General features: G+C 40.2%; 13 protein-coding genes. 9 read left to right on the forward strand and 4 right to left on the reverse strand.

Annotation, left to right across the window (positions count from 1 at the left end):
• Position 1: 1 nt before the first annotated feature.
• The 4 genes from mreC to rodA are packed head-to-tail and all read left to right on the forward strand — an operon-like array spanning position 2 to position 4,449.
• Positions 2–832, forward strand: a complete 831-nt coding sequence (gene mreC, locus ATE92_RS03095) for a rod shape-determining protein MreC (RefSeq protein WP_100802306.1) — start codon at positions 2–4, stop codon at positions 830–832.
• Positions 819–1,325: a rod shape-determining protein MreD gene (locus tag ATE92_RS03100; RefSeq protein WP_100802307.1), complete on the forward strand. Its 507-nt coding sequence runs from the start codon at positions 819–821 to the stop codon at positions 1,323–1,325. Before mreC ends, ATE92_RS03100 begins: the two co-directional genes overlap by 14 nt.
• The gene (gene mrdA / locus ATE92_RS03105; RefSeq protein WP_100802308.1) at positions 1,325–3,193 is read left to right on the forward strand and encodes a penicillin-binding protein 2; all 1,869 of its coding nucleotides are present in this window, start codon (positions 1,325–1,327) and stop codon (positions 3,191–3,193) included. The genes ATE92_RS03100 and mrdA overlap by 1 nt, the downstream gene beginning before the upstream one ends.
• Positions 3,193–4,449: a rod shape-determining protein RodA gene (gene rodA, locus ATE92_RS03110; RefSeq protein WP_100802309.1), complete on the forward strand. Its 1,257-nt coding sequence runs from the start codon at positions 3,193–3,195 to the stop codon at positions 4,447–4,449. The genes mrdA and rodA overlap by 1 nt, the downstream gene beginning before the upstream one ends.
• Here rodA and ATE92_RS03115 read toward each other — a convergent pair.
• From ATE92_RS03115 to ATE92_RS03125, 3 genes are read right to left on the reverse strand one after another with little or no spacing between them, the layout of a single operon-like run.
• On the reverse strand, positions 4,446–5,264 hold the full coding sequence (locus ATE92_RS03115) for a DNA/RNA non-specific endonuclease (RefSeq protein WP_100802310.1): 819 nt from the start codon (positions 5,262–5,264) through the stop codon (positions 4,446–4,448). The two genes, rodA and ATE92_RS03115, sit on opposite strands and share 4 nt — an antisense overlap.
• Positions 5,265–5,269: 5 nt before the next feature.
• Positions 5,270–6,373, reverse strand: a complete 1,104-nt coding sequence (locus tag ATE92_RS03120; RefSeq protein WP_100802311.1) for an ABC transporter permease — start codon at positions 6,371–6,373, stop codon at positions 5,270–5,272.
• Positions 6,374–6,380: 7 nt separating this feature from the next.
• A complete protein-coding gene (locus ATE92_RS03125; RefSeq protein WP_100804337.1) occupies positions 6,381–8,549 on the reverse strand; it encodes a carboxy terminal-processing peptidase in 2,169 nt (722 codons plus the stop codon).
• A 261-nt stretch (positions 8,550–8,810) separates the two neighbouring features.
• Between ATE92_RS03125 and surE the strand changes: the two genes are divergently transcribed.
• From surE to ATE92_RS03150, 5 genes are read left to right on the forward strand one after another with little or no spacing between them, the layout of a single operon-like run.
• A complete protein-coding gene (gene surE, locus ATE92_RS03130; protein WP_100802312.1) occupies positions 8,811–9,590 on the forward strand; it encodes a 5'/3'-nucleotidase SurE in 780 nt (259 codons plus the stop codon).
• Positions 9,587–9,886, forward strand: coding sequence for a hypothetical protein (locus ATE92_RS03135; protein ID WP_100802313.1), 300 nt, complete (start codon positions 9,587–9,589; stop codon positions 9,884–9,886). Before surE ends, ATE92_RS03135 begins: the two co-directional genes overlap by 4 nt.
• A 2-nt stretch (positions 9,887–9,888) precedes the next feature.
• Entirely contained in the window at positions 9,889–11,007 is a 1,119-nt protein-coding gene (gene lpxB, locus ATE92_RS03140; RefSeq protein WP_100802314.1) for a lipid-A-disaccharide synthase, read from the forward strand.
• A 48-nt stretch (positions 11,008–11,055) separates the two neighbouring features.
• The gene (locus ATE92_RS03145) at positions 11,056–11,634 is read left to right on the forward strand and encodes a C40 family peptidase (RefSeq protein WP_100802315.1); all 579 of its coding nucleotides are present in this window, start codon (positions 11,056–11,058) and stop codon (positions 11,632–11,634) included.
• Between the two features lie 48 nt (positions 11,635–11,682).
• The gene (locus tag ATE92_RS03150; protein WP_100802316.1) at positions 11,683–13,710 is read left to right on the forward strand and encodes a ComEC/Rec2 family competence protein; all 2,028 of its coding nucleotides are present in this window, start codon (positions 11,683–11,685) and stop codon (positions 13,708–13,710) included.
• Positions 13,711–13,736: 26 nt separating this feature from the next.
• Here the strand turns inward: ATE92_RS03150 and ATE92_RS03155 are convergent, their stop codons facing one another.
• Positions 13,737–14,270: a thioredoxin fold domain-containing protein gene (locus ATE92_RS03155; protein ID WP_100802317.1), complete on the reverse strand. Its 534-nt coding sequence runs from the start codon at positions 14,268–14,270 to the stop codon at positions 13,737–13,739.
• Between the last annotated feature and the right edge of the window lie 76 nt (positions 14,271–14,346).

Below are 14,346 nucleotides of genomic sequence, written 5' to 3' on the forward strand. Positions count from 1 at the left end.
TATGCAACAGATACTATTTTTCTTTATACGGAATAAAAATTTCCTGTTGTTTGGTCTTTTGTTTATCATCTCTCTTTCACTTACCATAAGATCTCATTCGTTTCACAAGAGTAAGTTTGTTAGCTCTTCCAACTTTATTACCGGCGGAATTTATACGTTAAAAAGTGATGTTACTGATTATTTCGGACTTCGGGAAGAAAACCAAAAATTAGTCGACGAAAACATGCTGCTTCGGAAATTATTGGAAAGCTATAATTCAAATGCCGCGAATCCGTTACCGGACAGTACCACATTGCCATCAAAATATAAGTTCTTTTCGGCCAAAGTAATTAACAACAATTTTTCGAAAACAAAGAACAATATTACAATAGACCGTGGCGCAAAAGATAGTATCGCAATCGATATGGGAGTGATTACTTCCAAAGGAATTGTTGGGATTATAAACGCGGTGTCGCAAAATTATGCTACAATACAATCCATTCTCAATACCAAGAGCCAGATTAATGCCAAATTGAAGCATTCAGAACATTTTGGAACCTTGAAATGGGATACCAAAACACCGAACATCGTTCAACTTACTGATGTTCCCAGACTGGCTGTAGTGAAAGAAGGCGATACAGTTGTTACCGGCGGAAGATCTACAATTTTTCCGAAAGGAATTCTTATTGGAACCGTCAATGAGGTTATTTTAGGGAAGAATGATAATTACTACAATTTAAATATTTTGTTGTTCAACGATATGACCAACATTCATCATGTTTACATTATAGAAAATCAGGCAGCCGAAGAGATTTTACAATTGGAAAAAGAGGTTGACGATGCAGAACAGTGAAATACTTATTACAATACTGCGATTTATTACTTTGGTACTCCTTCAGGTATTGATTTTAAATCACATCAACTTTCTGGGGTATATTAATCCCTACGTTTACGTACTTTTTATTTTAATATTTCCAATAAACGGGAATAAGGGCTTACTCATTTTTTTAAGCTTTCTTTTGGGAATTACGGTCGATATTTTTGGAGATTCGGGTGGAGTGCATGCCGCAGCCTGCGTGTTTATAGCTTATATACGTCCGCTTATTCTAAAATTTTCTTTTGGAGTGAGCTACGAATACAATATGGTTAAATTGAATAAGGTTCCCCCAACGGAGCGCCTGGTTTACATCATCGCAATAGTGATGATACATCATTTCATATTATTTAGTTTGGAAATTTTCAGCTTTTCACATATATTATTAATCCTAAAATCTACGTTATTCTCAGGGATATTCAGCACTGTATTAATCCTGTGTGCGTTATTGCTTTTTAGCCGAAAATCGTAATGAGAAAACTATTACTCTTTTCTATTGTTCTAATAACCGGAATTGTATTTGCCGGGAGGTTGTTCTATCTCCAAATTTACGATACCTCTTTTCAGAAATTATCTGAAGGTAATGCCATAAAAGTAATTTACGATTATCCGCAGCGCGGTTATATTTTCGACCGAAACGGAGAATTATTAGTGACCAATCAGCCGTCCTACGACGTCATGGTAATTCCGAAGGATGTAAAACCATTGGACACATTAGAATTCTGTAACATTCTAAAGATAACCATTGAAGATTTTCGCTCTATTCTGAAAAAGGCCCGAATCTATTCACCTCGTCTTCCATCGGTAGTGATTCCACAATTAAACAAAGCCGAATACGCCTATCTTTCTGAAAAAATGCACAAATACGAAGGTTTTTATATTCAGAAAAGATCCTTGCGCGATTATCAGGTAAGCCATTCAGCAAACGTATTGGGCTATATCGCGGAAGTAAATGACCGTATCATCGAAAAGAATCCTTACTATAAAATGGGGGATTTAATTGGAAGTCAGGGTGTAGAAAAACAATATGAAGATGTGCTGCGTGGCATTAAAGGTGTAAAATACATTCAAAAAGACCGTTTTAACAGAGATATTGGTGCCTATAAGGAAGGGATCTTTGACACCCTGCCCGAGCGAGGTAGGGATATTACGTTAACTATTGATGCCGTGCTTCAGGAATACGGGGAAAAATTATTCGTAAACAAACGCGGAGGCATCGTTGCTATCGAACCGGCTACAGGTGAAATTCTAGCATTGGTCACTGCTCCAAATTATGACCCGGCCCTACTGGTAGGTCGAGAACGCTCTAAAAATTATACAAAACTCTGGTACGATACCATTGCCAAACCGTTGTTTGACCGCGGACTTCAGGGTGAATATCCTCCCGGATCTCCCTTTAAGGCGTTAACCGCATTGATAGCTTTACAGGAAGATGTGGTTAATACCGAAGAAAGAATTTATTGCCACGGAGGGTATATCTACGGAAGAGGCAGAAAATTGGGCTGTCACCATCATGCTACTCCCTTAGCCATGGTGGGTGGAATAGCGAACTCATGTAACGCCTATTTTTGTACGGTGTATCGGCGTATTATTGAAAAATATCCGTCGCCTCAAGAAGGAATCGACAATTGGAAAAGACATTTAAGCAGTTTCGGACTAGGGAATTTTATGGGTTACGATTTGCCCAGTGGTCGAAGAGGATTTATCCCCAATTCGGAATACTACAACCGCAGTTACGACTACCCTACCTACAAATGGTTTGCAACAGCAACAATCTCGAATGCCATAGGACAAGGCGAGGTTTCATTAACGCCTATGCAAATGGCAAACTTTACCGCCATTATTGCCAACAGAGGATGGTACTATAAACCGCATATTATAAAAAATGTAAGTACAGTTGATACCATTCCCAAAGAGTACACCGAGAAACTATTCACCACCGTCGATCCCAAATATTTCGAGCCGGTCGTGGAAGGTATGTTCGACGTATACAATCGCGGGACAGCTTCAAGCATTCAAGTTCCCGGAATTGAAATATGCGGAAAGACGGGAACTTCCGAAAACTACATTCGCATTGGCGGGAAGCGTATGCAATTGACAGATCATTCCATGTTTATTGCCTTTGCACCCAAAGACGATCCTAAAATTGCGATCGCAGTATTTGTGGAAAACGGATATTGGGGTTCTCGTTGGGCAGGTCGAATTGCAGGTCTAATGATCGAAAAATACTTAAAAGGTGAAATTACCCGAACCGATATGGAAAATTTCGTCCTCAATGGAAGTTTGGAAGCGGAATACCTAAAACCATACAGTGGCCAACCCTTTACAATTAACAAATAATGGCAAGCGGGAAAGGGATTTCAAAATTCGACTGGCCTACCATGCTTTTGTATGCAGCCTTGGTAGGTATTGGATGGATGAACATCTATTCGGCTTCGCTAAGCGATACTGCTTCCGGATTCTTTGATTTGAGTCAGATTTACACCCGCCAACTTTTTTTTATCGGTCTCAGCATTCTACTTATCATTTTTATATTGGCCATCGAGGCCAAATTTTACGAACGATTTTCGAGTGTTATCTATATTGTCGCCTTGCTGTCGTTAGTGGGACTGTTTGTTTTCGGAAAAAATATAAACGGAGCCACTTCCTGGTATGCTTTTGGAAACTACGGACTTCAGCCAAGTGAATTTGCGAAGGCAGCAACGGCCTTAGCACTCGCGAAATACGTAAGTGACATCCAAACCAATGTCAAGGAGTTTAAACACCAACTACGCACTTTTATACTCATCGCCCTACCTGCAATTTTAATCATTCCGCAACCGGATCCCGGAAGTGCCCTTATCTACATCGCATTTATATTTCCACTATATCGTGAGGGACTTCATTTTGTGTATCTCTTATTCGGGCTTTTTGCTGCCGCACTCTTTGTAGGGACACTCGTCTTTGGCGTGATTTGGGTTGCTATGGGAGTTGTACTTATTGCGGGAATTTTATTTTTTCGGAATCGCAAAAAACGCCCAAACCTATTTAAATATCTTTTAATTGCGACCGCATGTATTGGTTTTGCTTTTTCGGTGAATTATATTTTTGAAAATGTCTTCGAACAGCGTCACAGAGATCGTTTTAATATTGTGCTTGGCAAAGAAGTGGATTCCAAGGGAATTGGCTATAACACCAATCAGAGTGAGATCGCTATTGGAAGCGGGGGCTGGACCGGAAAAGGTTGGACACAGGGTACACAAACTAAGGGAAACTTCGTTCCCGAACAACACACAGATTACATCTTTAGCACCGTAGGAGAGGAATGGGGCTTTTTAGGAAGTCTATTGGTAGTGATTCTGTTTGTCGCGCTTCTCGTGCGAATTCTCCATTTGGCCGAACGTCAAAAAAACCAGTTTAGCAGGGTGTATGGGTACAGTGTCGCTTCTATTTTGTTCTTACACTTTTTTGTAAATGTCGGGATGGTAACCGGACTGTTTCCTACGGTGGGAATACCCTTGCCCTTCTTTAGTTATGGAGGATCCGGGTTATGGGGCTTTACAATTTTACTGTTTATTTTTGTGCGTTTGGATGCTTCAAATTACATCAACGCCTAACGTATACCCCAGGCTTTTAAATCTATTGTAGCTTCCAGCTGTTTTTCTATATTTTCTGAAAGTTTCGGAAAGAAATCTATTCCCGTTTGCGCTTCGATCGAATCGATAGTGACTACATAATCGTAATATGAATTGTTGGTAGGTTCATTCGGAATTAAAAATGCAATCGCTTTATAGTGCCCTTCCGAAGCATCCAATACAATTTTATAAAAAGCCTCCGGAACCGAAACCCCTTCGCCCCCTATTGTTGGCAAACCCTCTTTTAAAACTCCTCCTGTTACCACAAATAATCCGTCATATTTCTTGGCCCAAAAACGCACCTTTTGCTCCAACTTATTCCAGATTCCTCCGTTGAAGTCGTTGTTCTGCGGACTTATATTGGAGGTCAAAAAAGTTTCGTGGTAGGCGTTAAAGTTGAACCTTCTGTCTCCCGCAGGACACAAATGCCCTCTGTCGTATCCCGAATTTTTATAGCTTCTCCAATGTGCCGATTTCGATGCTATCTTACGATCTTCCACAAAATCGGGGCGGTCAAACTCGTTTTTGGAAAGGTGTTTTCTTGCGAGTTCATAGGCCACCCATTCTGCCTGTTCGTGGGCTTCAGAATAGGACAAGGTAAAATAAGAATGTGTTACCAAGGCTCCCGTAGTTGAAACCGGTAAAAAAGAGGCGTCAAATTCGGAATACGCCGATTCTGAAGTGTCCTCAACGGTTTCAGGATAGGCTTCATTTTGTGTATCTACATATTGTTCGGCATAATACAGGCCGGCAATAATTAAAACAGTTAACAAGGGATACAAATATTTTCGGCTCATTTCAATTAATTTCTAACATCCAACGCATCTCTCAGCGCGTTCCCAATCAGCATAAAAGCCGTAACCAAACTCATAATAGCCAAACCCGGAATAACGGCAAGATAGGGTTTCCCCAAAATAATATAGGCGTAATGATCTTTTATAATTCCTCCCCAACTGGGAGTGGGGGGTTGCGCGCCAATCCCTAAAAAGCTCAAGCCGCTTTCAATAAGGATGGCTCCCGCAAAATTAGCCGCCGAAATAATAATAACCGGCGCCATGGCGTTGGGAAGAATGTGTTTTGTGATGATTCTAAAATTTGAAAATCCCAAGGCTCGAGCAGCGGTGACGTATTGCATTTCCTTTACACTTAACACCTGCCCTCTTACTACTCTGGCAACTTCTACCCACATGGTAAGTCCTACCGCAATAAAAACCTGCCAGAAACCTTTTCCCAGTGCCAAAGTAATGGCAATAACCAATAACAAGGTAGGAATGGACCATGTTACATTGATGATCCACATAATGGCTGCATCTACCTTCCCTCCAAAATAACCCGCTATGGCGCCCATAGTAATGCCAATAATCAACGAAATAAACACAGCCACAAAACCAATCGCCAGGGATATTCGAATTCCAATGAGCATTCGGCTCAACAAATCCCGTCCGTATTTATCGGTTCCCAGGATGAATTTTTTTTCTGAAATGTATCGCTTCGGAATATCTTCCAGTTGCCTGGCTTCAGGGAAAAGCGTTAGGTTGTAGTCCTTCTGAAGTCCTTCTGTTCCGTCTAAAGTATACTCGGTAATTTGCAACGAATTCTCCTTCAGCTTATAATTGGCTATTGGAATTTCGGTCGCTGCGTTTTGCTTTCCGAAGAAAAAGGCGGAAAGCCCACTTTCTTCTTTTACTGCCGAAGGGATGGTGAGCATTTGCACTTTAAAACCCGGAGACTTACTGTGAATAGACAAATGCATCTGATTGGCATTTTGTGAATTGTCCGGCGCCAAGGCGTAGGCGAAAATGGCAACAAACACACATAGCGCCAAAAAACTAAAACTAAAAACGCCCCAAAAGCTTCGTTTAAACTTTTGGAGCGCAATTTTAGTTAAAGAGGTTGCCTTACTCATTAAAAAATTAATTTTTAATGTTCGCCATTTTCCCTTTTCTAATATTGTTTAATTTCAAATCTTCCAACACATGCACTGCTTCTTCAACATAAATGTCTTTCGCCAAACTCTTGTGCCAACGCTTACGCTTTTCGCGTAATGTCGTATCCTGACGCATTAATTCAACTTCATAAGGAAGCGATTTATAGCTTAATTTGTTATCGTATTCATCAATCGCATCGAACCTTTTGGTTTCTTCCTTGCGCTTTTTTATTTCGGCAGTGTAGGCATCGATATTTAAATTCACGTCCATCTCGTCACGCTTTGTTTTAATCCAACGTGCATTCTGCTCAATCATCGCCAATTGTGCGCTTTTTGCCATACGTGCCTTACTCTTATTAATAGTTTCTTCGAAATCGATATAGCCATCCCAAACATCGTACTTGGCAGGTTCTATCTTGTCGTATGGCAACGGATTGTCATAATCACGCTCCCCTATGTCTATATAACTGTAGCGATCGGGCATCACTACATCGCTTTTTACACCTTCCAATTGGGTAGAACCTCCGTTAACACGATAGAATTTCTGGGTGGTAAGCTTTAAAGCTCCCATATCACCCATGTCTGTATTTCGTAACCACTGATTTAAATCAATCAAATTCTGAACAGTTCCTTTTCCATAGGTTTGTTCGCTTCCAATGATGATGGCTCGCTTGTAATCCTGCATGGCAGCCGCTAAAATTTCAGAAGCCGAAGCAGACAACTCGTTTACTAAAATCACCAAAGGTCCGTCCCAAACCACTTCTTTATTATCGTCGCTAAGAACATCTTTTTTACCACCTCCCGAAGCTACCTGTACCATAGGTCCGTTTTTTATAAACAGTCCTCCAATGTCAACAGCCGTTTTAAGAGATCCTCCTCCGTTGTCCCGTAAATCCAATACAAGACCTTCCATTCCTTCTTCCTTTAATCGCTCAATTTCTTTTCTTACATCACTCGCAGCATTTCGCTCCTTGTAATTCTCCATGTCGAAATAAAACTGTGGAAGATTTATCAATCCGAATTTTCGGTCTTCTTTTTCAATTACGGTAGATTTTGCGTAGGTTTCTTCCAATTCGACCACATCTCTGGTAATTATTTCTTCCTCTATGGTTCCATCCACACGTTTTACAGTTAGGGTAACCTGAGTTCCTTTGGGTCCTTTTATCAATTTTACGGCATCGTCAATACGCATTCCCACAATACTCACCGGCTCTTTTTCGTCGGCTTGTTTTACCTTTAAAATAACATCTCCCACTGCAATGTGTTCTCCTCGCCAAGCAGGACCTCCGCTAATAACTTCAACCACGTTTATATAGTCGTTTTTCTTTTGAAGTCTGGCTCCAATGCCTTCCAGTTTCCCCGACATGCGCAAATCGAAACGATCTCTGTCCGGTGGTGCAAAATAATTGGTATGCGGATCGAATTCTTCAACGATGGTCGTTAAAAAAACTGCGAAATAATCCTTTCGCTCAAGGTCGTCGGTAAATTCGAAATATTCTTTTAAAGAAGTTTTTGTAGCTGTTCTGGCCTTTTCTTCCAATTGTACCAGCGTCATATTTTCGTTATCGCTGGGGGTGTAGTCCTCTCCTTTCGAAGCAGCTTCCCTTTTTCTTTCTTCCGATTTGCTTTTCTCTTCGACCAAATCGTAATACGAAGAAATTGTGGAGAATTTCAACTGCCATCTCCAGCGTTCTTTTAATTCTTTTGTGCTCTTGGCGTAGTTCAACTTGTCGTAATCTACATTGATTACCTCGTTATCATTATAATTGAAGGGTTCGTTCAAAACCACATCATACATTCCCTTGGCATCATTCATTCGCTGGGTAAATCGCTGGTATACCACATTAAAAAAGGTAAGGTCCTTGTTTTTAATCTGATCATCGATTTCAGTTTTATACTTGCTGAATTCAGCAATATCTGAAGCTAAGAAATATCTTTTTATTGGATCCAGACCTTTGATAAAGTCTTCGTACACACCTTCCGAAAACGCATCGTCCATATCGGCGGGATTGTAATGACCCTTCTGCAGTACATAGGTAATTAAGTCTATAAGCAGCTTGTCTTTGTCGGGGTCATTAAATTCCTTAGTCGTAAAACTGCAGGAAGCAGCGGCTACAAATACAGCGAGGAATAACACTTTTAAATTCTTTTTCATAATGCGCATATCAATCGTCTTAATTTTGAGTCACCTAAATTATATAAAAAACCGTGCCAATACCTTATAATGATACTAATTTTTTGTTAAACAACCGGAGTGAAACAGGAATACGGCAATGTACTATAAACGTATTTAATACAAGAATATTCCCTATTCTAATTTAAATAAGTCATGGTCTTATTAGAAATTTTAAGTTGGGGATAGGGATTTGTGTTTTGACTTTTAATAATTGTATTTTTGTGTTGAAAATTAGCATTCATGTCCAAAAAAAGACCTCTTATACTCGTTACCAACGACGACGGAATCACGGCTCCCGGGATACGTGCCCTTATTGAAGTAATGAACACCCTCGGGGATGTTTGTGTTGTTGCACCCGATTCGCCACAGAGTGGTATGGGTCACGCCATCACTATTAACGACACCTTGTATTGCGACAGTGTGACCGTTACCAAAGATGCGCCTCAAACCGAATACAGTTGCAGCGGAACTCCCGTTGATTGTGTGAAGTTGGCAGTGAACGAAATCCTTAAACGCAAACCCGATTTATGTGTTAGCGGCGTTAATCATGGAAGCAATTCGTCTATCAACGTTATTTACAGCGGCACCATGAGTGCGGCCGTGGAAGCGGGTACATTGGGTATTCCTTCCATCGGATTTTCATTATTGGACTATAATCTGGAAGCCGATTTCGAGCCGAGTAAAAAATATATAAAAGCAATTGCCTCTCAATGTCTTAAAAACGGACTCCCAAAAGGCGTTGTTTTAAATGTAAACATTCCGAAACTTGGCAAAAAGGACATAAAGGGTATGAAAGTGTGCCGTCAAGCGAATGCACACTGGGAAGAACAATTCGACAAGCGTGTAAATCCCTTAGGACGTGAATATTATTGGCTAACCGGTGAATTTATCAATGAAGACAAAGGCGAAGATACCGACGAGTGGGCGCTGCATAACGGTTATGTTTCGGTAGTGCCTGTGCAATTTGACCTTACTGCACACCATGCCATAAAAGATATTAATACCTGGGATTTATCATGAAACCAAATATTCCGAAAGAAATAGGCATTGGATTGCTACTAGGGTTGGTTTCTAATCTTGCAGGTTCCTATTTATACCTTTTCTTCTTATCCCTGGTAAAAGATTTGAGTATTGAAAGTACCTTCCAGGTTGCAATTGAAGAGGATTTACTGGGAAATATAATTGCTTTAGGAGCATTATTAAACTTTCTTGTATTCTTTGTTTTTCTGAAAAAGAAACAATTCTATAGAGCGCGAGGCGTTGTATTGGCTACCTTAGTGGCAGCAATTGTGATACTAATTTCGAAGTTTTATTGATCATGAAATATTACCTCATAGCCGGAGAGGCTTCCGGAGATTTGCATGGAGCCAATCTTATGAAAGCGCTTACCAAGGAGGATTCCAAGGCGTCCTTTAGGTGTTGGGGTGGTGATTTAATGGAACAGGCAGGGGGAGTTTTAGTAAAACACTATCGCGATTTGGCCTTTATGGGGTTTGCTGAGGTGGTTGCCAACATGGTAACCATTTTAAAAAACATCAAACTGTGTAAGCAGGATGTTGAAAGCTATAATCCCGACGTCATCATTTTTATAGACTATCCCGGCTTTAATCTTCGTATTGCCAAATGGGCAAAGCAAAAAGGTTTTAAAACACATTATTACATTTCACCTCAAATCTGGGCATGGAAGGAAGGTCGTATAAAAAGCATTAAGCGTGATGTGGACGCGATGTACGTAATTCTACCGTTTGAAAAGGATTTTTATGAAAAGAAACACCATTTCCCTGTGCATTTTGTGGGGCATCCACTTATAGACGCTTTGGCCCACCGAAAGCAGGTACACCCCGAAATTTTTAAGAAAGAACAGGGCTGGGATGAACGCCCTATTATTGCTTTACTCCCCGGAAGCCGAAAACAGGAAATTTCCAAAATGCTGGATGTAATGCTTTCGGTGGTAGAAGAATTTAAAGACTATCAATTTGTAATCGCCGGAGCTCCAAGTCAAGAGGCAACCTTTTACGCTCCGTTTATTCAGCAACAAAACGTACACTTATTACTGAATAGAACCTACGACTTGTTGAGTATTTCGGACGCAGCTTTGGTGACTTCAGGAACGGCAACCCTAGAAACCGCCCTGTTTAAAATACCGCAGGTAGTGTGTTATAAAGGCGGAAGAATTTCGTACGAAATAGCCAAAAGGGTAATCAACCTGAAATACATTTCGCTGGTAAATTTAATTCTGAATAAGGAAGTTGTAACCGAATTGATTCAAGCCGAATTTAACGCCAAAAATCTTAAGAAGGAACTGTCGAAAATATTGGATTCCTATAAACGAGCAACCTTGTTTTTAGAATACTACGATTTGGAACAAAAATTAGGCGGCAAAGGCGCGAGCGAAAAAACCGCAAAACTAATTTTTGAAGCGATTTCGGCATCGTAACGATATTTTTTATAGTTTTATCTACCGGAAAAATGGAATTTGCCCTCAATGAACAGAATATTCCTACTTGCTCTACTTCCCTTATTCTTAGCCTCCTGTGGTGGCTCAAAAACAATTTCTAATACGAATGATGTTATTTCTATTGAAAAAACAGCGTCAAATTCAAGCAAGGCCAGGGCAAATAAGAGAGAAAAATCTATTGTTGCCAAAGGAAAATCGAATGTAATTGTCAGCAATGAGAATGCTTCAGTACTTGAAAGTCTCATAGACTACGCCAAATCTTTTGAAGGAACCCGTTACAAATTTGGAGGCACCACCGATAAAGGGATGGATTGCTCGGGACTGGTCTATACAGTTTTTAAAGAGCAGGATGTGCTTATGCCTAGAATTTCCAGAGATATGGCAAGCAAGGGCATTGAAATCTCTTTGAGAGAAGTGTCGGCAGGCGACTTGGTTTTTTTTAAAACCAGTAGCCGTAGTACCATTAATCATGTGGGGCTTGTTGTGGAAAGTAAGGGCGGTGAAATATTCTTTATACATTCGACCACCAGTCGCGGCGTGATTATTTCTTCCATGGAAGAGGATTACTGGAAAAAAGCCTTTGTCGCCGTTCGGCGCATTATTTAAAAAAACGTATCTTAGAGCTGCTTCCCGGTTTATTTTAATAAATCCGGGATGAAATTTATCAATTTTACCGTTATCCATTTGTCTGTTTCCCTAACTCTGGGAATAGTAACGGCTTCATTGTTCCAAACCACTTCTGCCCTCTTTTTGTATGCTCTTTTGGGGTGTTTTATACTTTTGATATTTCTTAAGCTGAAACACAAGTACCGGTTGCAGCCGAGTATTTTCTTCGGAATTACTACCTACTGTTGCTTCTTTTTAATAGGATTTGCGGTATTTACACTGAAACTTCCACACCTGCAGCCAAAACATTTCTCCAAGCATTTGCGTAAAGATACTTCTGAAGTCTTTCAGCTAAAAATAAAAACCACTCTCAAGCCCGATGCGTATTACACCAAATACATTGCTGAAATACAGGGCGTAAACCAAACTGAAACTTCCGGGAAGGTGTTGCTTTTACTAAGCAAGGACAGTTTACAAAACGTTCTTCCTATTGATCAAATTCTACTTGTAGACGGGCTATGTACGGTTGTCCCCAATTCCTTAAATCCCAATCAGTTTGAATACGCCAACTACCTGAAAACCTTAGAGGTATATTATCAACTAAAGATTACTCCCCAACATATACTTTACCAAAGTAGTGGTAGTGCAACCCTAGGCGGAGGTGCAGAACAACTCCGGACTTACCTAATAAAAAAATTAAGTGAAGCGAATTTCGGGAAGGAGGAATTGTCTATTATTCAGGCACTGGTGTTGGGCGAGAGAAAGGATATTGACAAGGCGATGTATTCTGAATATGCCGCAGCAGGAGCTGTACATATTTTGGCAGTTTCCGGGCTTCATGTGGGCATTTTGTTTTTAGTACTTAACGGTTTATTGAAGCCTTTACGATGGTTTCCAAAAGGGAAGCCGGTCGCAACATTTATTACCTTGCTCCTCCTTTGGAGTTTTGCCCTAATTGCCGGATTTTCACCTTCGGTGGTGCGAGCTGTTACCATGTTTTCATTCTTTACCCTGGCCGCAGCCGGCAACCGACCTACCAATAGTTACAATACGCTTTTCTTGTCCTATTTTATTTTACTGCTCTGCAATCCCAATTGGTTGTTTCACGTAGGATTTCAGCTAAGCTATCTTGCTGTATTTTTCATTCTTTGGATACAGCCCAAACTTTTCAAATTGTACTACCCGAGAAACTATCTCATAAAAAAATTATGGGCTATTGTCACGGTATCACTTGCAGCTCAGCTGGGTATTCTGCCGCTCAGTTTGTACTATTTTCATCAGTTTCCGGGATTATTTCTCCTCACCAACATCGTGATTCTACCCTTTTTGGGAATTTTACTGGTTGGGGGAATATTGGTAATTGTTCTTGCAAGTATCAATACATTACCAAAGATGGTGGCTTCAGCTTATAATTACCTTATTGAAGTATTAAATGACTTCATACATTGGATTGCACAGCAGGAAGCTTTTTTAGTTACTGAAATTCATTTTTCAGCAACAAAAGTAATAGCATCATATCTATGCATTGTGGTGATGATGCTGCTTTGGAAAAAACTAAATTTTAAAAACATTACAATTTGTTTGGTGAGTTTCAGTTTGGTTTTGGTGGCTCTAATTGCTGAAAAGCATACGCAACCCAACCAACAATTTATAGTCTTTCATCGTTCCGGAAAAACGATTCTTGGGCACAAGCAGAATGACGTCCTTAATGTTTTCCGAAGCGATACTTCACAAAATTACAGTGACAAATATCCTATAAAATCCTACCGAATCGCGACAAATATTGCAAGCTATTCAGAAGCACCACTCCCCTCGGTTTTCGAATACAATTCAAAAAAAGTTTTGATACTAGGCAGTTTGGGGGTATATCCCACCAATTTCAAACCGGATATCGTGCTACTTGCACAAAGTCCGCGTATTCACCTGGAACGACTCATAGACAGCTTAAATCCCGGGATGATAGTGGCAGATGGTAGTAATTACACTTCGTATATACAACGTTGGCGCATGACCTGTGAAAAAAGAAAGCTCCCCTTTTACCATACGGGGACAAAGGGAGCTTTCATCATAGAGTAGTGAAACACTTAACTAAAATACTACTCTTAGAATGTGCTTTTAAAGTTGTCCTGATATTTTTGCCAGGACTCTGCGGTAGTAAGTTTTAAATAATCGTCGTTTGCGATCATTTTTAAATAAATCTCTAATTGCTCGGGAGTTTTGTATCCGGGCACCGCTTGAATCAGGGTTCCGTCTTCCCTGAAAAACACCAAGCTGGGGTAGCCTCGCAACTTGAGGGCATCGGCAAAGAAATGCGTGGTATTTCTTCCCTTCCTGCCTTCCTGGTAATTAGGATTGGTATAGGTGAAGTCTTTAAAGGTAATTTCTTCTGTCCCTTCACCGTTAAATTTAACGGCATAGTAGTTTTTATTGATAAATTCGATTACGTCTTTATCGCTAAATGTATTCTTGTCCAGCATTTTGCAGGGACCACACCAGGTGGTATACACATCCATGAATATTTTCTTGGGCTGTTTCTTCTGAGCGGCAAGTGCTTCGTTCATGGTCATCCAATTAATGGATTGAGCAGACACACTACCAATGGCTAAAAGAAATACGAAGAGTAACAATTTTTTCATTTGTAAATGTTTTTCAAAAAAAATATAACAAAAAACGTTCCATAAATTGGAACGCTTTTTTAATTATTCTATTGTG

This window comes from Ulvibacter sp. MAR_2010_11 (assembly GCF_002813135.1).
In the GTDB taxonomy this organism is placed as follows: Bacteria; Bacteroidota; Bacteroidia; order Flavobacteriales; family Flavobacteriaceae; genus Altibacter.

Coding starts and splice junctions, on each gene's coding strand:
- ATE92_RS03100 (WP_100802307.1), top strand. CDS start 819: ATGCAGAACAGTGAAATACTTATTACAATACTGCGATTTATTACTTTG.
- mrdA (WP_100802308.1), top strand. CDS start 1,325: ATGAGAAAACTATTACTCTTTTCTATTGTTCTAATAACCGGAATTGTA.
- mreC (WP_100802306.1), top strand. CDS start 2: ATGCAACAGATACTATTTTTCTTTATACGGAATAAAAATTTCCTGTTG.
- ATE92_RS03115 (WP_100802310.1), bottom strand. CDS start 5,264: ATGAGCCGAAAATATTTGTATCCCTTGTTAACTGTTTTAATTATTGCC.
- ATE92_RS03135 (WP_100802313.1), top strand. CDS start 9,587: ATGAAACCAAATATTCCGAAAGAAATAGGCATTGGATTGCTACTAGGG.
- ATE92_RS03125 (WP_100804337.1), bottom strand. CDS start 8,549: ATGAAAAAGAATTTAAAAGTGTTATTCCTCGCTGTATTTGTAGCCGCT.
- rodA (WP_100802309.1), top strand. CDS start 3,193: ATGGCAAGCGGGAAAGGGATTTCAAAATTCGACTGGCCTACCATGCTT.
- ATE92_RS03120 (WP_100802311.1), bottom strand. CDS start 6,373: ATGAGTAAGGCAACCTCTTTAACTAAAATTGCGCTCCAAAAGTTTAAA.
- ATE92_RS03155 (WP_100802317.1), bottom strand. CDS start 14,270: ATGAAAAAATTGTTACTCTTCGTATTTCTTTTAGCCATTGGTAGTGTG.
- lpxB (WP_100802314.1), top strand. CDS start 9,889: ATGAAATATTACCTCATAGCCGGAGAGGCTTCCGGAGATTTGCATGGA.
- ATE92_RS03145 (WP_100802315.1), top strand. CDS start 11,056: ATGAACAGAATATTCCTACTTGCTCTACTTCCCTTATTCTTAGCCTCC.
- ATE92_RS03150 (WP_100802316.1), top strand. CDS start 11,683: ATGAAATTTATCAATTTTACCGTTATCCATTTGTCTGTTTCCCTAACT.
- surE (WP_100802312.1), top strand. CDS start 8,811: ATGTCCAAAAAAAGACCTCTTATACTCGTTACCAACGACGACGGAATC.